Below are 21,538 nucleotides of genomic sequence, written 5' to 3' on the forward strand. Positions count from 1 at the left end.
CGCTTCAGCCCGAAAGCAGGACGACAAGTCCCTCCGGCAGGGCGCGTCACCCACTTGTCGTCCAAGGTCAGGTGCCGATCAACGGAACACCCGGATCATGGAGAGCCGTTCTGCCCGATTGATCACGTCCACAAGGCCCGGGTCCCCGCCGGCCGCAGCCTCGTACGCGAGTCCGGGAACATCCACCGGAGCCGTCTCCTGGCCCATCGGGTGAACGAAGTCCGTGATGACCCAGCGGCCGCCCAAGGGGGACGATGCGTCGATCACCCAGTCCCACCGGGCCCCGTGCACGCTGATCAGGAACTCGGCGGTGAACCCCATGATCACCTGGGAGTTGAACATCCGGTCCTGCTCGGTCTGAAGAGCGGGATCGGCCGCCCGCTCGTCGAGTTGTTCCCCGACGAGGCGGATCGCCCTGCCCGGATCGGTCCGCACGAGGTCCCGGGGCAGACCGAGGGCCGCCAGCACGTCGTGGGTGATGGTGCGGCAGTCAGTCGTCCATCCGGCGACGTCCGGGGCGGCCTGGTTCTGCTGAGTCATGGCGGAATGCATACCAGTGGGCCCGTGCCGCCCCGGGAAGTCCCCTCCCGCCTCCCGGGGCGGCCACCGCCGGCAGGGCCCGGGAGCAGGACGGTGCTCCCGGGCCTGGCGGCCGACGGGCCCGGTCAGTCGGCCAGCGGCAGGTAGACCCGGTTGCCCTGGGCGGCGAACTCGGCGGACTTCTCGGCCATTCCGGCGATCGCGGCCTGTTCGGCCTCGCCGCCGTGCTCGTCGCGGATCTGGTGGCTGATCTTCATCGAACAGAACTTGGGTCCGCACATGGAGCAGAAGTGCGCGGTCTTGGCCGGTTCGGCGGGGAGGGTCTCGTCGTGGAAGGCGCGGGCGGTCTCCGGGTCGAGGGCCAGGTTGAACTGGTCCTCCCAACGGAACTCGAAGCGGGCGTCGGAGAGGGCGTCGTCCCAGGCCTGGGCGCCGGGGTGGCCCTTGGCGAGGTCGGCGGCGTGGGCGGCGATCTTGTAGGTGATGACGCCGGTCTTGACGTCGTCGCGGTCGGGCAGGCCGAGGTGTTCCTTGGGGGTGACGTAGCAGAGCATCGCGGTGCCCCACCAGGCGATCATCGCGGCGCCGATGCCGGAGGTGATGTGGTCGTAGCCGGGTGCGACGTCGGTGGTCAGCGGGCCGAGGGTGTAGAACGGGGCCTCGTCGCAGATCTCCTTCTGCAGGTCCATGTTCTCGCGGATCTTGTGCATCGGGACGTGCCCGGGGCCTTCGATCATCACCTGGACGTCCTTGGCGCGGGCGATCCGGCCGAGTTCGCCGAGGGTGGTGAGTTCGGCGAACTGGGCCTCGTCGTTGGCGTCGGCGATCGAGCCGGGGCGCAGGCCGTCGCCGAGCGAGAAGGTGACGTCGTAGGCGCGCAGCAGGTCGCAGAGTTCCTCGAAGTGCGTGTAGAGGAAGTTCTCCTGGTGGTGCGCCAGGCACCAGGCGGCCATGATCGAGCCGCCGCGCGAGACGATGCCGGTCTTGCGGCGGGCGGTCAGCGGGACGTACCGCAGCAGGACGCCGGCGTGCACGGTCATGTAGTCGACGCCCTGCTCGCACTGTTCGAGCACGGTGTCGCGGTAGACCTCCCAGCTGAGTTCCTCGGCCCGGCCGTCGACCTTCTCCAGCGCCTGGTAGAGCGGGACGGTGCCGATCGGGACGGGGGAGTTGCGCAGGATCCACTCGCGGGTGGTGTGGATGTTGCGGCCGGTGGAGAGGTCCATGACGGTGTCGGCGCCCCAGCGGGTGGCCCAGGTCATCTTCTCCACCTCCTCCTCGATCGAGGAGGTGACGGCGGAGTTGCCGATGTTGGCGTTGATCTTCACCAGGAAGTCGGTGCCGATGATGGACGGTTCGCTCTCGGGGTGGTTCACGTTGACCGGGATGACGGCCCGTCCGCGGGCCACCTGCTCGCGGACGAACTCCGGCTCCAGGCCCTCCCGGAGCGCGACGAACTCCATCTCGGGGGTGATCAACCCGCGCTTGGCGTAAGCGAGTTGGGTGACGGCGACGCCGTCGCGGGCGCGCAGCGGGCGGCGCGGGCGGCCCGGGAAGACGGCGTCCAGGGTGCGCAGGTCGCCGCCGCGCGGGGCGGTGTGCCGGATGCCGTCGTCCTCGGGCCGGGCCGCGCGGCCCTCGTACTCCTCGACGTCGCCGCGCTGGCGGATCCAGGGGTCGCGCAGCGGGGCCAGGCCGCGCCGGACGTCGGTGGGCTGGGCGGGGTCGGTGTACGGACCGGAGGTGTCGTACAGCGGGACGGTCTTCCCGTCGGTGAGGTGGACCTCGCGGTAGGGGACCCGCAGGTCGGGGCGGCTGCCCTGGCGGTGGGCCTTGCGCCAGGCCGGGGTCGGGTACCCGGTGGCGGTCGGCTGCTGGGCGGACGTGTCTTCGGCGAACGTGGTCATGCGACCTTCAACTCCCTACGCCGGCATTACCCGGTCAGGTTCCTGCGGTCGGCGCAGCAGGTGGTACGCGGGCCCGCGTACCGTCAGCGCCCTCTCAGCCCGGTGCTCCGAGCTCCCGTTCCGCACAGGCGTTTGCGCCTGTGTCCGCCGCTCACCGTAGGGCACCGGGCGCGGACGGTCCAGGGCGCACCCCCGGTGCGGGGCGTGCGCCCGGCCTGTGCGGGCGGCGTGCGGGGTGGAAGAATCGCCGGGGTGATCGGACTGGTGGGGCGGGTGACGGGGCGGATCGGCGCGGGCCTGGTCGGCGAGGTGATGGTGAGCGTTCCCGAACGCCCGGGCAGCGAGGCGTTCCTGGCGTACCGGGCCGTTCCGGGTGAGCCGCTGGAGCCGGGCTCCATGGTGGTCGTGGTCGATTACCAGCCACCGCGCACGGTGTACGTCGAGCCCTTCTGACTACACCTCAGCAGGGCTTTGCAAACCCTTTACCACTGTTTCGAGACAGTGACAGTTCCCACGGGTGCGGGGCCTTCCACCCCGCCGCCGGGCGGCGGAGAATGCCGCTGCCACCGGATTCCGCGCCCACAACTGCACCACCCTGCGCAGCCACGGACCGGTGTGCCACGAAGGGGGAGTTCCCGATGCTCATCGGCATCGCCGGGGGAGTCGTCGCCGGCATCGTTCTGCTGGTCCTGCTGTTCAAGTTGATGTGGCGGGTGGCGGAACCGAACGAGGCACTGGTCATCTCGGGTTCCAAGCACGGCGAGGGCCTCGGCTTCCGCATCATCACCGGACGGGGCACCCTCGTGGTGCCCGGCGTCCAGGTGGTCCGGCGGCTGTCGCTGGACCTCAACGAGGCCGCGCTGGACGTCGAGTGCGTGACCTCGCAGGGCATTCCGGTCCACGTCAAGGGCGTGGTCATCTTCAAGGTCGGCGACGACCCGTCGTCCATCGCCAACGCCGCCCGCCGCTTCCTGGACCAGCAGAAGATGATGGGCCAGCGGGTGCACAACGTGTTCGCCGGCCACCTGCGCTCCATCGTCGGCGGGCTGACCGTCGAGGACATGATCCGCGACCGCGAGCGGCTCACCGGGGAGACCCGCTCCGCCTCGGGGATCGAGATGGAGAAGCTCGGCCTGATCATCGACTCGCTGCAGATCCAGGAGATCCTGGACCCGACCGGCTACATCACCAACCTGGCCGCCCCGCACGCCGCCGCCGTCCAGCGCGACGCCCGGATCGCGGCCGCCGAGGCCGACCGCCGGGCCACCGAGGCCGAGCAGGAGGCGTTCGCCCGCAAGGCCGAGGCGACGCGCAACTCCGGCATCCAGCAGGCCGGTTACCAGGCCGAGATGGACACCGCCGCGGCCCGCGCGCTGCAGGCCGGCCCGCTCGCCCAGGCCGCCGCCCGGCAGGAGGTCGTGGTCCAGGAGACCAAGGTCGCCGAGCTGGAGGCGCACCGCAAGGAGCAGCAGCTCCAGGCCGACGTCCGCAAGCCCGCCGACGCCCGCGCGTACGAGACCCGCACCAAGGCCGAGGCCGACCGCGACGCCCGGATCTCCGCCGCCGAGGCGCTCTCCCGGGAGACCGACCTGAAGACCGCCGCCGAGGCCAACCGGGTCAAGGTCGCCGCGGCCGCCGAGGCCGAGGCCACCCGGGCCCGCGGCCTGGCCGCCGCCGAGGCCACCCGCGCCACCGGTGAGGCCCAGGCCGCCGCCGAGGCCGCCAAGGGCCTGGCCGAGGCGGAGGCCGCCCGCGCCAAGGGCCTCGCCGAGGCCGAGGCCACCCGGGCCCAGGGCCTGGCCGAGGCCGAGGGCATCAAGGCCCGCGCCGCGGCCCTCGCCGAGAACCAGGAGGCCGTCGTCGCCCAGCAGTTGGCCGAGAACTGGCCCGCCATCGTCCGGGCCGGCGCGGACGCCTTCGGCAACGTCGAGCACATGGTGCTGCTGAACGGCGCCGAGGGCATGTCCGAGATGTTCGCCAAGGCGCTCACCATGGGCGGCACCGGCCTCGGCCTGGCCCGCCAGCTGCTCACCTCGATGAACACCGGCGCCCCCGCCGAGGCCCCGGCGGAGCCCGCCCCGGCCACCCAGGTCATCCCGGTGCAGGCCGACAGCGGCAACTGACGCACCGCCGGGACACCGGCAGCACCCGGCCCGTACGGCAGCACCACCGCCGTACGGGCCGCGCCGTTCCCGCCCGGCGCTTCCGCGTACCGACGCATCGTCTCCGCAATCCCGGGCAGCAGCTGAGTACCCGTACTCACGCCCCCTCCACCGCCCCCGCGCCAGCATCGGAGCATGGACCTGCTGCCCCGTGTCGGAATCACCGCCGTCGGCTCCCACCTCCCGCAACGGGCCGTCACCTCACGGCAGTTGCAGGATGAGGTGGCGGCCGGCGCCCGCCTGCCGCTGCCCGACGGCATGTTCGAGAAGGCCACCGGCATCCGCACCCGCCGCTTCGCCGGGCCCGACGAGCACCCCTCCACGCTCGCCCTCGGCGCCGCCCGCCGGGCCCTGGCCGCCCGCGGACTGGAACCCGCCGACCTCGACCTGCTGCTGTTCGCCTCCGCCTCCCGGGACGTCTGCGAACCCGCCACCGCCCACCTCGTCCAGGCCGAACTCGGCTCCCGCGCCCACGCGTTGGACATATCCAACGCCTGCAACAGCTTCCTCAACGGCATCGACACCGCCCGCGCGATGATCCTGGCCGGCCGCGCCACCCGCGCCCTGGTGGTCACCGGCGAGACCCCCAGCCGGGCCATGCGCCGCGACCCGTCCGGGCTCGCCGAGTTCCGCGCGGGCTTCGCCGGCTACACCTTCGGCGACGGCGCCGCCGCCGTCCTGGTCGAACGGGTCGACCGCGGCGGCATCCTCGACGTCGAGACCCAGACCGCCTCCGAGCACTGGGAGGTCGGCGGCATCCCCGGCGGCGGCTCCCGCCACCCGCGCGGCGACGAGTGGAGCTACTTCCGCGGCGGCGGCAAGGAACTGCGCGGCGTCTTCGAGCAGATCGGCGCCGACATCCTCACCCGGGTCGCCGCCCGCACCGGCCTCGGCTGGGACGCCTACGCCCGGGTCCTGGTCCACCAGGTCACGCTGCCCTACCTGGAGCGCTTCGTGGAGCTCACCGGCGTCCCCGCCGACAGGCTGGTCGTCACCGTCCCCGAACTCGGCAACCTGGCCTCCGCCACCATCGGCGTCCAACTCGACCGCATCATGCCGGAGTTGGAGACCGGCGACCGCGTCCTGATGGTCGGCCTCGGCGGCGGCGTCAGCCTGATGACGATGGTCTGGGAGAAGTCGTGACCGAGCTGTGGGTGATCGTCCCCGCCTACCAGGAGGCCGCCCGGATCGACGCCACCCTGCGCGCCCTCGCCGCCCAGCACGACCGCGACTTCACCCTGCTGGTCGTCGACAACGGCTCCACCGACACCACCCCCGACCAGGTGCTCGCCTTCGCACGCACCGCCCCCTTCCCGGTCCACCTGCTGGTCGAACCCGAGAAGGGCGTCGGCTGCGCCGTCGACACCGGCTTCCGCCACGCCATCGACCACGGCGCCACCCTGCTCGCCCGCACCGACGCCGACTGCCTCCCCGAACCCGGCTGGGCCGGCGCCGCCCGCGCCGGGATGCTGGCCTCCGGCGGGCTGGTCTGCGGCCGCGTCACCGCCCGCCGGGACGAGCACGGCCCGCTCGGCCGGGCCGTCTTCCGCGCCCTGGTCGCCCTCGGCGCCCTCTTCGGCCGGATCCGCCCCGCCCACCGCCGCCGCCACGGCTACCTCACCCCCTACCGCATGCACGCCGGCAACAACATGGCCATCACCGCCGACCTCTACCTCGCCACCGACGGCATGCCCCGCCGCCCCTCCCCCACCGACCGCGCCTTCATCAACCGGATCCGCCGCCACACCACCGCGATCGTCCACCGCCCCGACATGGTCGTCCAGAACTCCACCCGCCGCATCCGCGCCTACGGCCTGCGCGGCACCGCCCGCTGGTACCTCGAACGCGGCCCCGGCCACCGCAGCGCCGACGTCAGATGACCGGAGGCCCCGCCGGAGAACCCCGTCGCAGAGCCCCGTCAGGGGCCCGGGGAGAGGCGGGTCGATGCCGCCGGAGGCCGGATCCCACCGAAGAGCCCACGCTGCAGAGGGCCGGTCGGAACAGCACCCCGGAACAACGCCCCTCGAAGCACCCACCCGCCGGAAGGACCCCGCCGTGCTCGACCAGCTCGCCCGCACCCTGCGCGAAGGCGCCTCGCGTCCGGCCCTGCTCGGCACCACCCGCGGCGGCAGCCCCCGCGTCCTCGCCCGCTGCGGCGAACTCTCCGCCCTCGCCGAGCAGTACGCCGCCGCCCTGCACCACGTCCACGGCCTGCGTCCGGGCGACACCCTGGGCGTGGCGGTGCGTCCCGGCCCGCGGGCCCTCGCGGTGCTGCTGGCCGCGCACCGGCTGGGCCTGCGCAGCGCGGTGCTCGACCCGGGCGCCGGCCCGGAGGTGCTGCGGGCCCGGCTCGCGCTGGCCCCGCCCGCGCTGGTCCTGGCCGACGCCGCCGCACAGGCCGTCGCGGGGTGGGCCCGTCCGCTGGCCCGCCGGGCCCACCTGGAGCTGCCGCCGCTGGAGGCGCTGGCACCGGTGGCGACCGTCGGCCCCCGGCACCCGTGGTGCGCCCGGTCGCTGGCCGCGCACCCGGCGCCCGCCCCGGCCCCGTACGAGGGGGACGGTGACGCGGTGATCGTGTTCACCTCCGGCACCACCTCCGCGCCGCGCGCGGTGGTGCACTCGCGGGCCTCGCTGGCCGCCGGGATGCGGGCCGTCGACGCACTGGTGCGCCCCCGCCCCGGGCGGACGGTGCTGGGCGGGACGACGTTCGTCCTGGTCCCGGCGCTGGCCGCGGGCGCCATCGCCGCCCTGCCGGCCCGGCGCACCGCCGTCCTGCAGCGCCAACTCGACCGGCTCGCCCCGGACGAGACCTACCTGACGCCGCCCCGGCTCCGGCCGCTGCGCCGGCTCACCGGCCGGGTCTGGACCGGCTCCGCGCCCGCCGACGCCGCGCTGCTGCGCCGGGCGAAGCAGGCGGGGGCGAGCGAGGCGTGGGGGGTGTACGCGCTGACCGAACTGTTCCCGGCCGCGGCCGTCGAGGAGCGCGACAAGAGCGCCCACGACGGCCCGGGCGACCTGCTCGGCCACCCGCTGCCGGGCGTCCGCACCCGGCTCGGCGCGGACGGCGAACTCCTGCTCGCCGCCCCGTCCGCCCGCGACCGCTACCTCGGCGAGGACCCGGACCCGTGGGTGCGCACCGGCGACCGGGCCCGCCTCGACCCGGACGGGCGGATCGTGCTGGCGGGCCGGCTCAAGGACATGGTGCTGCGCCGCGCCGAGAACATCTACCCGGGCCTGTACGAGCCGTCCCTGCACCTGCCGGACGTCGAACTCGCCGTCCTGGTCGGCGTCCCCGGCCCGGACGGCGACGAACAGCTGGTCGCCCTGGTCCAGCCCCGCCCCGGCGCCGACCGCCACCGGCTGCGCGCCGCCCTGCGCGCCCCGCTCGACCGGATGGGCACCGCCCGCCCCGACGCCCTGCTGCTCGGCCCCGTCCCGCTGACCGGCCGCTCCCGCAAACCCGACCGCCCCGCCGCCGCCCACTACTGCGCCGCCCACCTCGCCAAGTCCCCCGCCCGGAGCACCCGTTGACCCCCGCCCGCCGCGCCTCCGCACCCGCCCCGTGCCACCCCCATCAAGTCCCCCGCCCGGACCGCCCGTTGACCCCCGCCCCGTGCCAACCCACCAAGTCCCTTCCCCGGAACGCCCGTTGACCCCAGCCCGCCGCGCCGACCGCGCGGTGTACCTGCGCAGCCACCCGCTGCTGTTCGCCCTGCTCGCCGCGACCCGGCACCGGCCGGTGCTCCGGCTCGGCCGCACCGTGCTGGTGCACCACCCGGACGCCTACCGCGAGGTGCTCACCCGGGTGCCGCTCGACCGGACGGCCGAGCACACCACCGGCGGCACCGCCGCCCGGCTCACCGGCGGCAGCCTGCTCTTCGACCAGCAGGGAGCCGAACACCGAGCCGCCCGGAGGGAGTTGGCCGCCCTGCTGGGCCCGGCGGGGGCGGCCGCGCTGGAACCGGGCTGGCAGCGGATCCTGGACCGGCACCTGGCCGGCCTCACCGCGCCGGTCGACCTGGTCCCCGCCGTCCGCGAACTGGCCGGGGCGACGGCCGCCGCGCTCACCGGCAGCGACGCCGACCCGGTCCGCCTCGCCCGCGCCGCCGAACGCGCCGCGGCCGCCACCGCCCGCGCGCACCTGCCCGCCCTGCTGCCCCGTCCGGGCGGCGCCCGCCGGGCCCGGGCGGCCGCCGAGCGGCTCCGGCTGCTGCTGCCCGACCCGCGCGACGCGATGCTCGCCGTCGCCGCCGTCAACACCACCCTCGCCGCGCTGCCCCGGGCCGCCGCCTGGTGCGCCCGCGAGCAGCTCTGGGACCGCGCCCGCGAGGACGCCCCGGCGCTGGCCGCCGAGCTGCTCCGCCGCACCGCCGCCTCCCCGGTCCTGCCCCGGGCCGCGGCCGCCGACGCCACCGTCCTCGGCCACCGGATCCGCCGCGGCGACCGCCTCCTGCTGGTCGCCCGGCACGCCGCCGAGGCCCACCGCGACGCCCCCGCCCACCCCCACGCCGTCCGGGCCCCGTTCGGCTTCGGCCCGCACACCTGCCCGGGCGCCGGCCTGGCCCGCGCCCAACTCGCCCTGCTGCTCGGCACCCTGGCCCCGTACGCCCCCCGGGTCCTGCGCACCGCCCCGCACCCCGGCAGCGCCCTCCCCTCCTACCGCAGCTGCGTCCTCGCGGCGCCCGCGGCGGAGACCCGAGCCCCCGTCCGCCCGGAACCCGGCCGCCCGGAGGAGCCCCCGTGCCCCCGCTGACCCTCGCCCTGACCGGCGCCACCGGCTTCTGCGGCGGACACCTCGCCGCCCTCGCCACCGCCCGCGGCCACCGGGTGCTCGCGCTCGGCCGCCGCCCCGCCCGGCACGGCGTGCACGTGCCGTGGGACGCCGCCGCCGACGCCCCCGCCCCGCCCGAACTGCGCGCGGCGGACCTCGTGGTGCACTGCGCCGCGGCCGTCGGCGACCACCCGCCGGGCTCCCCCGCCGAACGGCACCAGCACACCGTCAACGTACGGGCCACCGAACGCCTGCTGGCGGCCGCCGCCGGCACGCCCTTCGTGTTCGTGAGCAGCGCCAGCGTCTACGACCCCCGCCCGGACCGGTCCCTGGTCGGCGAGCAGCACCCCACCGCCGCAGGGCACTTGAACGCCTACGGCCGGACGAAGGCCCGCGCGGACGCCCTCGCGCTCGCCGCCGGCGCCGTCGTGCTGCGCCCGCGCGCGGTGTACGGACCGGGGGACCCGCACCTGGTGCCGCGGCTGCTGGCGTCGGTCCGGTACGGGGTGCTGGCGCTGCCGGGCGGGGACGTCGAGCTGAGCCTGACCGCGGTGGAGAACCTGGCCGAGGCGTGCCTGGCGGCGGTGGGCTGGCCGCCGGGCGCGTACAACGTCGCCGACCGGGCCCCGTACCGGCGGGACGCGGCGCTGCGCCGGGTGCTGGCGGCGCACGGCCGCCGGGCCCGGCTGCTGCACGTGCCGCCCGGGCTGGCGGCGCTCGCGGTCGGCCGGCGCCCGCAGCTGACCCGGTACGCGCTGGACCAGCTCGCGCACCGGGTGGTGCTGGACACGCGGAAGTCCCGGTCCCGGGGCTTCACCCCGGGCCGGGACCTCGACGACTACCTCGCTGCCCTCGGCAGCCGTGGTGCCTAGTTCTTGGCGGCCTTCTTGATCAGGATCACCACGGCCGCGGCGATGCCGACCAGGACCAGCACGTTGATGGCGAAGCCCACGATGCCGGCGACCACGCCGACGATGGTCCAGAAGATCTTCCAGGCGATCACCAGCAGCAGGATCGGGACCACGATGTTGCGCACCCACGAGGGCAGCGACTTCCAGAGCTCGGCCATGTCCGTACCTTCTCCCCTCGGGGTCGGTGCCGGTGGTTCCGGCTGCGTTCCCGCTCCCTCGATCTCGACACTTCGATCGTAGGCGGCGCCGGGAGCCGAAATCGAGGGGGAGCGGCCCGGAGAGAACCCGGAGATCCTTCCCTGAGTCCCGGCCGGGCGCGGCCCCGGGAGAACCCTCAGACCGGCCAGGTCTCGCCGCGCCAGGCGGCGTCCCAGAACATCCACTCGTAGCGCGAGGTGGTGGTGAAGTGCTCGACCACGCGCCGCCGTTCGGCCGCGGACAGCTCCGCGCCGATCCGGTCGGTGAGGTCCAGGACGCGGCGCACCACGCTCTGGAAGCCCTCGTCGCCGTAGGCGGCGATCCACTTGGCGTAGAGCGGCTCGGGGGAGGAGCGGCGGGCCAGCTCCTCGCCGACCCGGGCGTAGATCCAGTAGCAGGGCAGGACGGCGCCGAGCGCCTCGGCGAAGGAGCCGCCGTACGCGGTGGCCAGCAGGTAGGAGGTGTAGGCCCGGGTGGTGGGCAGCACCGCCTCGTCGCCGTCGGCCGGGCCGCCGAGCGCGGCCGTGAACTCGCCGTGCATCTCCTGCTCGGCGGCGATCGCGCCGACCGCGTCGTTGCAGAAGGCCAGTACCTCGTCCTCGCCGGGCGCCTTGGCGGCGCAGACGGCCAGCGCCCGGGCGTAGTCGCGCAGGTAGTGGGAGTCCTGGACGACGAAGTGCCGGAACGCGGCGCGCGGGAGGGTGCCGTCGGCGAGGCCGAGCAGGAAGGGGTGGTCGAGGATCCGGCGGTAGGTCGGCTCGGCGGCCGCCCACAGTTCGTCGGTGAGCTTCACGGGTTCGTCCTCCTGCGCGGGTGCGGCCTCGGCACGGGTCAGTCCTCCGGCGGGGAGAAGACCACCAGCACCCGCAGTTCCTCGGTGATGTGGTGGAAGCGGTGCTCCGTCCCGGCGGGGACGAACACCACGCTGCCGCGCCCGACCGTGGCGGTCTCCCGTCCGACGGTGAGCTCGGCCCGGCCGCTGACCACCAGGTAGATCTCGTCCTGGGCGTGCGGGGTCTGCGGGTCGGTGTCGCCGGGGGAGAGCGCGTACAGGCCGGCGGACATCGTCGGCTGCTTCAGGAAGCGCAGGTACGCGCCGTCGCTCCCGGCGCGCTCGGCGTCGAGTTCGTCCAGCCGGAACAGTTTCATCGGGGCTCGGCTCCTCTCCCGGGTCGGCCCCATTCAACAACACCGTCCCGGGGAGCTTCCGCGCGGCCGTCCGGGCCTGCCACCATCCGCAGCATGAAGAATTTCGTGATCAAAACGCTCGTCAACGCGGCGGCCATCTGGGTCGCCGCCTGGATCGTCACCGGGATCACGCTCTCGGGGGACGACTGGCAGCACAAGGCGCTCACCGTGATCGGGGTCGCCCTGGTCTTCGGGGTGATCAACTTCCTGATCAAGCCGCTGGTGAAGCTGTTCTCGCTGCCGCTGTTCTTCCTCACACTGGGTCTGATCACCTTCGTGATCAACGCCCTGATGCTCTGGCTGACCTCCTGGGCCTCGGACAAGCTGAGCCTGGACTTCCACGTCGAGGGCTTCTGGTCGGCGCTGCTCGGCGCGCTGATCATCAGCCTGGTGTCCTGGGGCCTCAACCTGGCCCTCAACGAGGACTGACCGCCCGCGGGCGGCCCACCGCCGGGCCGCCCGCGGAACGCACCCGGGGTCAGCCCGCGTTCTCGTGCCCGGTGGTGGAGAGGATCGAGGCCAGTTCCTCGTCCAGCTCCCCGCCGGACAGCTCCTGGCCCATCGGCACCAGCCGGTCGGTGCGGGCCAGGAAGGCCAGCAGCGGCGCGGTGGCCGCCCGCAGCAGGGCGTCGCCGGCGGGGGAGCGCAGCACGACGCAGGTCTCGCCGAGGTCCTCGTCCGCCGGGTGGACGTGCACGTCGCCCTCCCCGGTGGGCCGGCCGGTCCCGTCCACCAGCAGCTCCCGGGCGAAGACCCAGCCGACCGGCTCGTCGCCGGGCAGGTGGAAGGTGAGGCGGACGGCGAACGGGTCGTCGCCGTCGTAGTCCAGGTCGACCGCGATGCGGAAGGAGAGCTCGCTCGACACCACGAGGTGCATCGCCATCCGGGCTCGGACCGTGTTGTGCATGCGCCAGTACCTCTCGTTCTGCCCGCACGGTGCGCCGAGGGTCGTGCGGGTACCTGCGGACGGGTGGCTGCGTCTGTGGTTCTTTGTCCCCTGATTCCCTGTTCGACGCCCATCGTCCACGTTTGCGGCCGATGCGGACAAGGTCCGCTTTTTCAAATGGTGAACGAACCGCACACGGAATCACCCCACCGCCCCGCCCCCGCCGCCCCGGACGAACGCCGGGAACATCGCGCCGACCAGGCAGCGCAGCCGGGCCGCGGCGGGGCCGAGCCGGTCGCCCTGCTCCAGCGGGAGCGAGATGGCCATGGTGGCGACCACCGAGCCGACGGTGATCGGCACGGCCGCGCAGACCGTGCCGAGCGCGTACTCCTGGCGCTCCAGCACCGGCATGGTCGGCCGGACCCGCTCCAGCCGGCGCAGCACGGTGCGGACGTCGCCGGAGGTGGAGGGGGTGAGGGCGGCGGGGCGGTACCGGGAGAGGTGGTCGAGCCGTTCCTCGGCGCCGAGTTGGGAGAGCAGGCAGAGCCCGATGGCGTGCGCGTGCGCGGTGGCGCGGAAGTCCGCCCACTCCTCGACCTGCGGCTGCCCGGTGCCGGAGACCACGTCGACCAGCCGCACCTCGCCGTCCTGGTAGACCGCGTAGTAGACGGCGGCGCCGAGTTCGTCGCGCAGCTCCTCCATCCGCCCGTGCAGGCGGACGCGTTCGGACTGCCGGGTGTCGGCGCGGCTGATCCCGCCGACCGAGTCGCCGTAGTAGAACCGGCCGTCCTCGCGCCGCAGGTAGCCCTCGTGGGCGAGGGTGCGCAGCAGGTGGTAGGTGGTGCCGAGGGGCAGTCCGGCGGAGCGGGCGAGCTGCTTGGCGGTGGCGCCGTGGACGTGCGAGCCGACCTCCTCCAACAGGCGCAGGGCGCGCTGCACCGAGGTGATCAGGGTGGGCGCCCGCGGCGCGCGTATCGCGCCGTCGGCCGCGGGGGCCGTGGTCCGCCCTGCCGGTCGCCCGGTCCGGTGCATGCTCATCCCCGTCCCCCGGGCGTCGAATGGCGCTCGGAGGAGGGTGCTCCGAGTCCGCCCGGCAGGCGGACATTTGAGCACAGGGCGGGCACCGCTGCAATGACAATGCCCCACACATCGGGCAATTCGCCTTCTATTCGAAGGTGAACGATCGACCGAATCGGTGCCTTGCGAGGCGTCAGCCCGCCCGACCGGTCGAATCGAAGATCCACAGCGGCCGCACCCCCCGCCACCTCCTGACACTCCCGGGCCCGCCGTTCCACCCGTCCGGCGGAACAGGTACCTCCGATTCGTCCCCGTGTGCGAGTTTCGCGCCCGCCGCCGCGCGGGAGACTCCCGCACAACGCTCGCGCCCCGGAGGTGGCAGCCATGTCGGGCCCGGTCCGTCCTGTCGTCAAACGCACCGCCCGCGCGATCCTGCTGGAGGTCGACCCGGACGACCCGCACGCGCCCGCCTCGCTGGTGCTGATCCGCCGGGTCCGCCCCGGCTCCCCGCACCCGTACTGGATCACCCCCGGCGGCGGCGTCGAGCCCACCGACCCGACGGTGGTCGCCGCCCTGCACCGCGAGGTGGACGAGGAGTTGGGCGGCAAGGTCACCGACGTGGTGCCCGCCTTCGTCGACACCGTCGCGCACTCCCACCACGAGGACGGCACCCCCGCGCACCCGCACGGCGTCAAGGTGCAGCACTTCTTCGTCTGCCGGCTCGCCGCGCTGGACGAGTCCCGCCGGCACGGCCCCGAGGTCGAGCAGCCCAACGGCGAGTACGCGATCGTCCGGGTCCCCTTCACCCGCGAGGGCGTCACCTCGGTCAACGTCGTCCCTCCCAGCCTGCGCGCCTACCTCGCCGCCAACATCGAGGGCGTCCGCGCCCTGCTCGCCCCCGACCTGGGCTGACCGCCCTCAGTCCGCCCGCGCCGCCAGGTCGTGCCGGACGCTCCCCTCCGGCACCCCGCAGCGCCGCAGCACCGCCGCCCCGGCCCGCACCATCGCCGCCGGGCCGCTCAGGTACGCCGCGAAGCCGTGCCAGGGCGCGTACCGGGCCACCGCCTCCGGCAGGTCCCCGACCAGCGCCCCGGCCGGTGCGCCCGCCGACTCCGACACCACCGGACGCACCGTCAACCAGGAGTGCCGGGACGCCAGTTCGCGCAGCTCCTCCAGCCGGTACAGCTCCGCGGCCCGCCGCACCCCGTAGAACACCTCCACCCGCCGCCCGGCCGCCCCCCGCTCGGCGACCTCCTCGACCAGCGCCGCGACCGGCCCGATCCCGGTGCCGCCGCCCAGGCAGAGCAGGTCCTCCCCCGCCGCGTGGTCCACCGTCATCGCGCCCTCCGCCGCCCCCAGCCGCAGCACGTCGCCCGGCCGCGCCCGGTGCACCAGCGCGTTGCTCACCCAGCCCGCCTGCACCGCCTTCACGTGCAGCGTCAGCAGCCCGTCCGCCCGCGGCGCCGAACCGAACGAGTACGGCCGCCACACCCGCGGCCACCACGGCGTCTCCACCGCCGCCCACTGCCCGGCCCGGAACGGGTACGCCTGGTCCGGACGGAGCGTCAGCACCGCGACGTCCCGGGTGGCCTGGCGGTGCTCCACCACCTCGGCCTGCCACCACGGCGGGGTCGAACGGGCCTCCTCGTCCGCGCCCTCCGCCATCAGCCGGACCACCAGCGCCAGCAGCCGCCGCCAGGCCGCCTCGGTCCGCCCGTCCCAGCCGCTGCCGCCGTACCGGGCCAGCGCCGCCACCAGGCAGTCCGCCACCGAGGCGTAGTGCCGGGGCAGCGCCCCGTACTTGCGGTGCCGCCGCCCCAGCGGGCCCAGGTACTCCCGCAGCGCCACCGGGTCGCCCGCCCGGGACGCGCACAGCCGCAGCGCCCGGAACAGCCGGGTGCGCTGCTCGTCCATCGCCGCCGGGAACATCGCTCGCAGTTCCGGGTGGCGCAGGAACACCAGCGCGTGGAAGTGCGCCATCGCCCGGTCCGCGTCCGCCGCCACCGCGGCCAGGGCGGCCCGCACCAGCACCAGGTCCTCGGCCCCCGGCGGCTCCGGCACCGGCCCGGCCGCCCCGGCCGGCTCCAGCGCGGGCGGCGGCTCGACGGCCGCCGGCACCCCCCAGGCCCGGCTCCACCGGTCGTCCGGGCCGACCCGGTTCAGCGCCGGGGCCTGCCGGGGCGGCGGCGCGGACGGCACCGGAGCAGCCGTCGCGGGCACCGTCGGCGCCCAGGTCGGCTTCGCCGGGACGGCCGGCACCGGCACCAGCCCCGCCGCGCCCACCGGCACCACCGGTGCCACCGGCCCCACCGGGAACGGGAGCGCGGACGGCGAGACGGCCGGGAACGCCGCCGCGGCCGGGACGGGCCCGGGCCCCGGGGCCGGCTCCGGCTGCTCCGGGGCGGTCGAGGGTCCGTCCGCCGGGGCGTCCTGGGCGTCCGGGGCGTCCGGGGCGGACGACGGGGTGGCGGCAGCGGACCCGGCACCGGGCAGCACGGGGCCGGCCGCGGTGCCCCGGCCGACCCCGTCCTTCGACGGCCGGCTCCCCAGGACGAGCTGACGAGTGCTCAAGAGAATCGTTTCGCTTCCGATCGGCCTGTGTACTGACGCACCAGCACAGTGACACCGACCGGACAGATCGTCCGAAGAATCCGTCGAACCCCGGACACCCGGGCCGTCCACCCGCTACCCTCGCCCGCCGGGCGGCACCTCCCGGCGCCGCCCGGCCCCCCACCGCGTCCTACCGCGCTCCCACAGCGCTCCTACAGCGCCCGCAGCAGCGTCCCCGGGCGCTCCACGCAGTCCGCGACGAACCGCAGGAATCCGCCCGCCGTGCCGCCGTCGCAGACCCGGTGGTCGAAGGTGAAGGACAGCTGGGTGACCTGGCGGACCGCCAACTCCCCCTCGTGCACCCAGGGTTTGGGGGTGATCCGGCCCACCCCGAGCATCGCCGCCTCCGGGTGGTTGAGCAGCGGCGTCGAGCCGTCCACCCCGAACACGCCGTAGTTGTTCAGCGTGAACGTCCCGCCCGTCAGCTCCGCCGGGCCCAGGCTGCCCGACCGGGCCCCCTCGGTCAGCCGGGCCAGCTCCGCCGAGAGCCGCTCGGTGCCGAACTGCCGGGCGTCCCGGACCACCGGCACCAGCAGGCCGCGCGGGCCCTGCGCCGCGAAGCCCAGGTGCACGGCGCGGTGCCGGCGCACCGCCTCGCCCTCGACGCTCGCGTTCAGCTCGGGGAAGCGCTCCAGCCCGGCCAGGCAGATCCGGGCCAGCAGCGCCAGCACGCTCACCTTCGGGCCCGGCACCTGGTTCAACTGGGCGCGCAGCGCCATCAGTTCGGTGGCGTCCGCGTCCACCCAGCAGGTCGCGGCCGGGATCTCCCGGTGGCTGCGGGTGAGCTTCTCGGCCACCGCCCGGCGCAGCCCGCGCAGCGGCACCAGTTCCTCGTCCGGTCCGGTTCCACGTGGAACAACGACCGCCTCGGGGGCCGCGGTTGCCTCGATCGCCCGCTCCACGTCCCGTCGGGTGACCAGCCCGTCCGGGCCGCTGCCGGCCACCGCGGCCAGGTCCAGCCCGTGCTCCCGGGCGATCCGGCGCACCAGCGGCGAGATCACCGCCACCACGGCCGGAGCCGGAGCCACCGGGGCGGCCGGAGCCGGAGCCGGGGCCGCGGCGGGGACGGCCGGGGCCGCCGGAGCGCCCCCGGGCAGCACCCGCCGCCGTCCGGCCCGCCGGGCCTCGGCGACGCCGTACCCGACCAGCGGCCGCTCCACCGCGGGCTCGCCGCCGCCCCCGGAGTCCCCGGGCCCGGGCGCCACCGCGACGGTCACCAGCGGGGCGCCGACCGGCACCTCCTGCCCGACCTCGCCGTACCGCGCGGTCACCACCCCGCCGTACGGGCAGGGCACCTCGACCACCGCCTTGGCGGTCTCCACCTCCACCACCGGCTGGTCGACGGCGATCACCTCGCCGACCTCGACCATCCAGCGCACCACTTCCGCCCCGGTGAGTCCCTCACCGAGGTCGGGCAGCGTGAACTCGCGGACCACCGCCACCGCCATCACTCCTCCCACTGCAGCCGCGCGACCGCGTCCAGGATCCGGTCCACCCCGGGCAGGTGGTGGTGCTCCAGCATCGGCGGCGGGTACGGGATGTCGAAGCCGGTGACCCGCAGCACCGGCGCGGCCAGGTGGTGGAAGCACTTCTCGGTCAGCCGGGCGGCGATCTCCGCCCCGGCCCCGCCGAAGCCGGCCGCCTCGTGCACCACCACGGCCCGGCCCAGCGAGCGGACCACCTCGCAGGCGGTGGCCTCGTCGAACGGCACCAGCGAGCGCAGGTCGAGCACCGCCAGGTCCCAGCCCTCGGCCTTCGCGGCCTCGGCGGCCTCCAGGCAGACCGGCAGCGAGGGCCCGTAGGTGACCAGCACCGCCGAGGTCCCGGGGCGGCGCAGCACGGCCTTCCCGATCGGCGCGACGGCCGCCGCCGGGTCCCACTCGGCCTTGCCCCAGTAGAGCCGCTTGGGCTCCAGGAACACCACCGGGTCGTCCGAGGCGATCGCCTCCCGCAGCAGCCCGTACGCGTCGGCGACGGTGCCGGGGGTGACCACGTGCAGGCCGGGGGTGTGCGCGTAGTACGCCTCGGAGGCGTCGCTGTGGTGCTCGACGCCGCCGATGCCGCCGCCGTACGGGATCCGGACGGTGATCGGCAGCGGGAGCTTCCCGGCGGTGCGGTTGCGCATCTTGGCGACGTGCGAGAACAGCTGCTCCATGGCCGGGTAGGCGAAGGCGTCGAACTGCATCTCGACCACCGGGCGCAGCCCGTACATGGCCATGCCGACGGCGGTGCCGAGGATGCCGGCCTCGGCCAGCGGGGTGTCCAGGCAGCGGTCCGAGCCGAACTCGGCGGTCAGGCCGTCGGTGATCCGGAAGACGCCGCCGAGCGCGCCGACGTCCTCGCCGAGCACGTGCACGGTCTTGTCGGCGTGCATGGCGTCCCGCAGCGCGAGGTTCAGGGCCTGCGCCATGGTGCCGGTGCGCAGGCCGTGCTGTTCGCGGACGACGGTGCTCATCGGCCCTGCACCTCGGCCTCCGCGGCGAGTTCGGCGGCGAGCCGGTCGGCCTGCTCGCGCAGCTGCTGGGTGGGTTCGGCGTAGACGTGCGCGAACAGCGACATCGGGTCCGGTTCGGGGTCGGCGTGGAACTCGGCGCGCATCCGGGCGGCCAGTTGCTCGGCCTGTTCGGCGGCACCGGCGACCAGCTGCTCGTCCAGCAGGCCGCGCCCGCGCAGGGCGTCCTCCAGCAGCCGGACCGGGTCGTGCTGCTGCCAGGCCTCGACCTCCTCGGCCTGCCGGTAGCGGGTGGCGTCGTCGGCGTTGGTGTGCGCCTCGATCCGGTAGGTGAGCGCCTCGACCAGGGTGGGGCCGCCGCCGGAGCGGGCCCGCTCGACGGCCTCGGTGAGCACCTGGTGCACGGCGAGCGCGTCGTTGCCGTCGACCAGTCGGCCGGGCATGCCGTAGCCGACCGCCTTGTGGGCCAGGGTCGGCGCGGCGGACTGCCGGGTCAGCGGGACGGAGATCGCGTAGCCGTTGTTCTGCACCAGGAACACCACGGGGGCGTGCAGCACGGCGGCGAAGTTCAGGCCCTCGTGGAAGTCGCCCTCGCTGGTGCCGCCGTCGCCGAGCAGGGCCAGCGCGACCGTGTCGTCGCCGGCCAGCCGGGCGGCGTGCGCCAGGCCGACGGCGTGCGGGACCTGGGTGGCCAGCGGGGTGCACAGCGGGGCGGTGCGGGTGGCGCGCGGGTCGTAGCCGGTGTGCGCGTCGCCGCGCAGCAGGGTGAGCGCCTGCAGCGGGTCGACGCCACGGGCGACCACGGCGAGGGTGTCCCGGTAGGACGGGAACAGCCAGTCCTGGGGGCGCAGCGCGAGCGCGGCGGCCACCTGGCAGCCCTCCTGGCCGGTGGACGCCGGGTAGACGGCGAGCCGGCCCTGCTTGGTGAGGGTGGTGGCCTGCTGGTTGTAGCGGCGTCCGGCGACCAGCCGCCGGTACAGCTCGCGCAGCAGCTCGGGGTCGGCCGCGTCGGCGGCGGGGGTGCCCAGGACCCGGTGCGGCTCGGCGTCGGGCAGCAGCGGGGCGGGGTCGGTGCGGGGCGCGGTGGCGCCGGGGCGCCAGCCGGGGACGGTGTCGGCCTCGGCGGGCTGGTTCCTGTGGTCCAGGACGGTCATCTCGGGCACCTCCGGGGTGGTGGGGGCTCCCTACCGATTGTTCGGTCGCCTGTTCATCTTGACCATATCCCCGTCAAGACGGTGGACAGTCGGCCGAAAGGGAGGTCTGCTGGGGCCAGCACGTCCAATCACGAGGGATGGGGGGCCATGTCGGCTGAACAGGTGTCCAGACTCGACCGCGTCGACCGGTCGATCCTGCGGCTGCTGCGGCAGGACGGCCGCGCCTCGATCCGCTCGGTGGCCGAGCGGGTGCACGTGTCCCGGGCGAACGCGTACGCCCGGATCTCCAGGATGGTCGAGGACGGGGTGATCCGCGGCTTCACCGCCCGGGTCGACCACGAGAAGGCCGGCCAGGCCGCGTCCGCGTACGTCACGCTGCGGATCGTGCAGAACTCCTGGCGCACCGTGCGCGAGCAGCTGCTGCGGCTGCCCGGGGTGGCGCACATCGCGCTGGTCGGCGGCGACTACGACGTGCTGATGCTGGTCCACACCGACGACAACCGGGCGCTGCGCGAGCTGGTGCTGGGCAGCATCCAGTCCATCCCGGAGGTGCTGGGCACCCGCACCATGCTGGTGTTCGAGGAGACCGACCAGATCCCGGCCGAGGGGCTGTAGGGCCGCCCTTCCGGATCCGGCCGCTCAGTCCTCGCCGACCGCGACCACCACCACGGCGTACCCGCCGCCGATGCCGACCAGCGCCGCGTCGAAGGTGCACTCGGTGACGGACCGCCAGCCGCGGTGGGCCCCGCCGGGCGCGGGGTGCGCGGCGTGGCCGTTGGCCCGCCAGTCGGCGTCCGGGCCGAGCAGCGCGGCCAGCGCCCCGGCGTCCGCCACCGCCCTCGGGTCCGGCCCGGCGTCGGAGCGGAACACCAGGTCCTGCCAGAGCGTGGCGGCCACCCAGTCCGCCGCCCGCGCCGCCGGGACGCGCACCTCCAGCCGCTCGTGCAGCTCCCGGTCGGTGCGCGGGCCGCCGTGGTCGCGGCAGTGCCCGCAGTGCGGGTGCAGCAGTCCGGTCGGCTCCAGCGCGTCCCAGCACAGCCGCCCGTGGTCGAGTCCGCGGTCCGCGCCGAGCACGGCCACCCGGCCGTTCTCCCGGGCCCACCAGGCCAGCCTCCGGCGCAGCTCCTCCGGTTCCCCGGGCCCGCTCACCGGGCGCGCAGCCCCTCGAAGGCGAACCGGGCGACCGCGTCGGGCAGGTGCTCGGCGCCGCGCTGGCCGGGCCGGTACCACTCGACCAGCGAGTTGACCGTGCCGAACAGCAGCCGGGTGGCCAGCCGGGGTTCGACGTCGGCGCGCAACTGCCCGGCGGTGACGGCGTCCTGGACCAGTTCGGCGACCCGGTGGTCGAAGTCGCGCCGCCGCTCCAGCGCCCACTGCTCGGTGGCGGTGTTGCCGCGCACCCGCAGCAGCAGCGTCACGTACGGCAGTTCGGCCAGCAGCACCTCGGCGGTGCGGCGCACCACGTGCTCCAGCCGGTCCACCGGGCGGCCCGCGGTGGCGTCCGGCTCCTCGAGGATCGTGAACAGCGCGTCCAGGGCCCGGCCGACGGCGAGGCGCAGCAGTTCCTCCTTGCCGCGCACGTGGTGGTAGATCGAGGACTTGGAGATCCCGGCGGCCCTGGACAGGTCCTCCATCGAAGTGCCGTCGTAGCCGCGTTCGTTGAAGACCCGCACGGTGACGGCGAGCAGCGATTCGACGGTGTAGGCGGCGCGCGCGGGGTGATCGGCCATGCGACGAGTATC

At 75.1% G+C, this 21,538-nt stretch carries 23 protein-coding genes; 10 read left to right on the plus strand and 13 right to left on the minus strand.

What is annotated here, in order from left to right; all coding sequences use genetic code 11:
* Positions 1-78: 78 nt before the first annotated feature.
* Positions 79-540: a hypothetical protein gene (locus tag EDD39_RS06325; RefSeq protein ID WP_148089398.1), complete on the minus strand. Its 462-nt coding sequence runs from the start codon at positions 538-540 to the stop codon at positions 79-81.
* 125 nt (positions 541-665) lie between these two features.
* Positions 666-2,447, minus strand: a complete 1,782-nt coding sequence (gene thiC, locus EDD39_RS06330; RefSeq protein ID WP_123553874.1) for a phosphomethylpyrimidine synthase ThiC — start codon at positions 2,445-2,447, stop codon at positions 666-668.
* A gap of 252 nt (positions 2,448-2,699) precedes the next feature.
* Here thiC and EDD39_RS06335 point away from each other — a divergent pair, with 252 nt between their 5' ends.
* The 7 genes from EDD39_RS06335 to EDD39_RS06365 all read left to right on the plus strand — a co-directional run bounded on the left by EDD39_RS06335 (position 2,700) and on the right by EDD39_RS06365 (position 10,252).
* Positions 2,700-2,900: a hypothetical protein gene (locus tag EDD39_RS06335; RefSeq protein ID WP_123553876.1), complete on the plus strand. Its 201-nt coding sequence runs from the start codon at positions 2,700-2,702 to the stop codon at positions 2,898-2,900.
* A gap of 185 nt (positions 2,901-3,085) precedes the next feature.
* Entirely contained in the window at positions 3,086-4,570 is a 1,485-nt protein-coding gene (locus tag EDD39_RS06340) for a flotillin family protein (protein WP_123553878.1), read from the plus strand.
* Between the two features lie 174 nt (positions 4,571-4,744).
* A complete protein-coding gene (locus EDD39_RS06345; RefSeq protein ID WP_123553880.1) occupies positions 4,745-5,752 on the plus strand; it encodes a 3-oxoacyl-ACP synthase III family protein in 1,008 nt (335 codons plus the stop codon).
* On the plus strand, positions 5,749-6,489 hold the full coding sequence (locus tag EDD39_RS06350) for a glycosyltransferase family A protein (protein ID WP_244256620.1): 741 nt from the start codon (positions 5,749-5,751) through the stop codon (positions 6,487-6,489). The genes EDD39_RS06345 and EDD39_RS06350 overlap by 4 nt, the downstream gene beginning before the upstream one ends.
* Positions 6,490-6,664: 175 nt before the next feature.
* Positions 6,665-8,140 (plus strand): AMP-binding protein, encoded by a 1,476-nt coding sequence (locus EDD39_RS06355; protein ID WP_123553882.1) that lies wholly within the window; start codon positions 6,665-6,667, stop codon positions 8,138-8,140.
* Positions 8,141-8,258: 118 nt separating this feature from the next.
* The gene (locus EDD39_RS06360) at positions 8,259-9,362 is read left to right on the plus strand and encodes a cytochrome P450 family protein (protein WP_123553884.1); all 1,104 of its coding nucleotides are present in this window, start codon (positions 8,259-8,261) and stop codon (positions 9,360-9,362) included.
* Positions 9,350-10,252, plus strand: a complete 903-nt coding sequence (locus EDD39_RS06365) for an NAD-dependent epimerase/dehydratase family protein (RefSeq protein ID WP_123553886.1) — start codon at positions 9,350-9,352, stop codon at positions 10,250-10,252. Before EDD39_RS06360 ends, EDD39_RS06365 begins: the two co-directional genes overlap by 13 nt.
* Here the strand turns inward: EDD39_RS06365 and EDD39_RS06370 are convergent.
* From EDD39_RS06370 to EDD39_RS06380, 3 genes are all read right to left on the minus strand, one after another.
* Positions 10,249-10,449: a DUF5326 family protein gene (locus EDD39_RS06370; RefSeq protein ID WP_030463003.1), complete on the minus strand. Its 201-nt coding sequence runs from the start codon at positions 10,447-10,449 to the stop codon at positions 10,249-10,251. The two genes, EDD39_RS06365 and EDD39_RS06370, sit on opposite strands and share 4 nt — an antisense overlap.
* A gap of 176 nt (positions 10,450-10,625) precedes the next feature.
* Positions 10,626-11,282 (minus strand): thiaminase II, encoded by a 657-nt coding sequence (tenA, locus tag EDD39_RS06375; protein WP_123553888.1) that lies wholly within the window; start codon positions 11,280-11,282, stop codon positions 10,626-10,628.
* Between the two features lie 38 nt (positions 11,283-11,320).
* Positions 11,321-11,638 (minus strand): cupin domain-containing protein, encoded by a 318-nt coding sequence (locus EDD39_RS06380; RefSeq protein WP_030463001.1) that lies wholly within the window; start codon positions 11,636-11,638, stop codon positions 11,321-11,323.
* A 93-nt stretch (positions 11,639-11,731) separates the two neighbouring features.
* Here EDD39_RS06380 and EDD39_RS06385 point away from each other — a divergent pair, with 93 nt between their 5' ends.
* On the plus strand, positions 11,732-12,106 hold the full coding sequence (locus tag EDD39_RS06385; RefSeq protein WP_123553891.1) for a phage holin family protein: 375 nt from the start codon (positions 11,732-11,734) through the stop codon (positions 12,104-12,106).
* Positions 12,107-12,155: 49 nt separating this feature from the next.
* On the opposite strand, the gene EDD39_RS06390 is transcribed toward EDD39_RS06385, so the two are convergent.
* On the minus strand, positions 12,156-12,584 hold the full coding sequence (locus tag EDD39_RS06390) for an SsgA family sporulation/cell division regulator (protein WP_123553893.1): 429 nt from the start codon (positions 12,582-12,584) through the stop codon (positions 12,156-12,158).
* Between the two features lie 180 nt (positions 12,585-12,764).
* Positions 12,765-13,601, minus strand: coding sequence for an IclR family transcriptional regulator (locus EDD39_RS06395; protein ID WP_208765457.1), 837 nt, complete (start codon positions 13,599-13,601; stop codon positions 12,765-12,767).
* 363 nt (positions 13,602-13,964) lie between these two features.
* Here EDD39_RS06395 and EDD39_RS06405 point away from each other — a divergent pair, with 363 nt between their 5' ends.
* Entirely contained in the window at positions 13,965-14,492 is a 528-nt protein-coding gene (locus EDD39_RS06405) for an NUDIX domain-containing protein (RefSeq protein WP_030462997.1), read from the plus strand.
* Between the two features lie 6 nt (positions 14,493-14,498).
* On the opposite strand, the gene EDD39_RS41930 is transcribed toward EDD39_RS06405, so the two are convergent.
* From EDD39_RS41930 to pdhA, 4 genes are all read right to left on the minus strand, one after another.
* On the minus strand, positions 14,499-16,151 hold the full coding sequence (locus EDD39_RS41930; RefSeq protein WP_148089399.1) for a globin domain-containing protein: 1,653 nt from the start codon (positions 16,149-16,151) through the stop codon (positions 14,499-14,501).
* Between the two features lie 191 nt (positions 16,152-16,342).
* Entirely contained in the window at positions 16,343-17,638 is a 1,296-nt protein-coding gene (locus tag EDD39_RS06415) for a dihydrolipoamide acetyltransferase family protein (protein WP_123553899.1), read from the minus strand.
* Complete coding sequence (locus EDD39_RS06420) at positions 17,638-18,645, minus strand: alpha-ketoacid dehydrogenase subunit beta (protein WP_123553901.1); 1,008 nt, start codon at positions 18,643-18,645, stop codon at positions 17,638-17,640. The genes EDD39_RS06415 and EDD39_RS06420 overlap by 1 nt, the downstream gene beginning before the upstream one ends.
* Positions 18,642-19,796: a pyruvate dehydrogenase (acetyl-transferring) E1 component subunit alpha gene (pdhA, locus tag EDD39_RS06425; RefSeq protein ID WP_425269650.1), complete on the minus strand. Its 1,155-nt coding sequence runs from the start codon at positions 19,794-19,796 to the stop codon at positions 18,642-18,644. The genes EDD39_RS06420 and pdhA overlap by 4 nt, the downstream gene beginning before the upstream one ends.
* A 147-nt stretch (positions 19,797-19,943) precedes the next feature.
* On the opposite strand from pdhA, the gene EDD39_RS06430 reads away from it, so the two are divergent.
* Entirely contained in the window at positions 19,944-20,411 is a 468-nt protein-coding gene (locus EDD39_RS06430) for an Lrp/AsnC family transcriptional regulator (protein WP_030906020.1), read from the plus strand.
* A gap of 24 nt (positions 20,412-20,435) precedes the next feature.
* On the opposite strand, the gene EDD39_RS06435 is transcribed toward EDD39_RS06430, so the two are convergent.
* Both EDD39_RS06435 and EDD39_RS06440 read right to left on the minus strand, forming a co-directional pair.
* Positions 20,436-20,945, minus strand: coding sequence for a hypothetical protein (locus EDD39_RS06435; protein WP_123553905.1), 510 nt, complete (start codon positions 20,943-20,945; stop codon positions 20,436-20,438).
* Positions 20,942-21,526, minus strand: a complete 585-nt coding sequence (locus EDD39_RS06440) for a TetR/AcrR family transcriptional regulator (RefSeq protein ID WP_123553907.1) — start codon at positions 21,524-21,526, stop codon at positions 20,942-20,944. The genes EDD39_RS06435 and EDD39_RS06440 overlap by 4 nt, the downstream gene beginning before the upstream one ends.
* Positions 21,527-21,538 lie beyond the last annotated feature (12 nt).

It is taken from the genome of Kitasatospora cineracea, assembly GCF_003751605.1.
Taxonomy (GTDB): Bacteria; Actinomycetota; Actinomycetes; order Streptomycetales; family Streptomycetaceae; genus Kitasatospora; species Kitasatospora cineracea.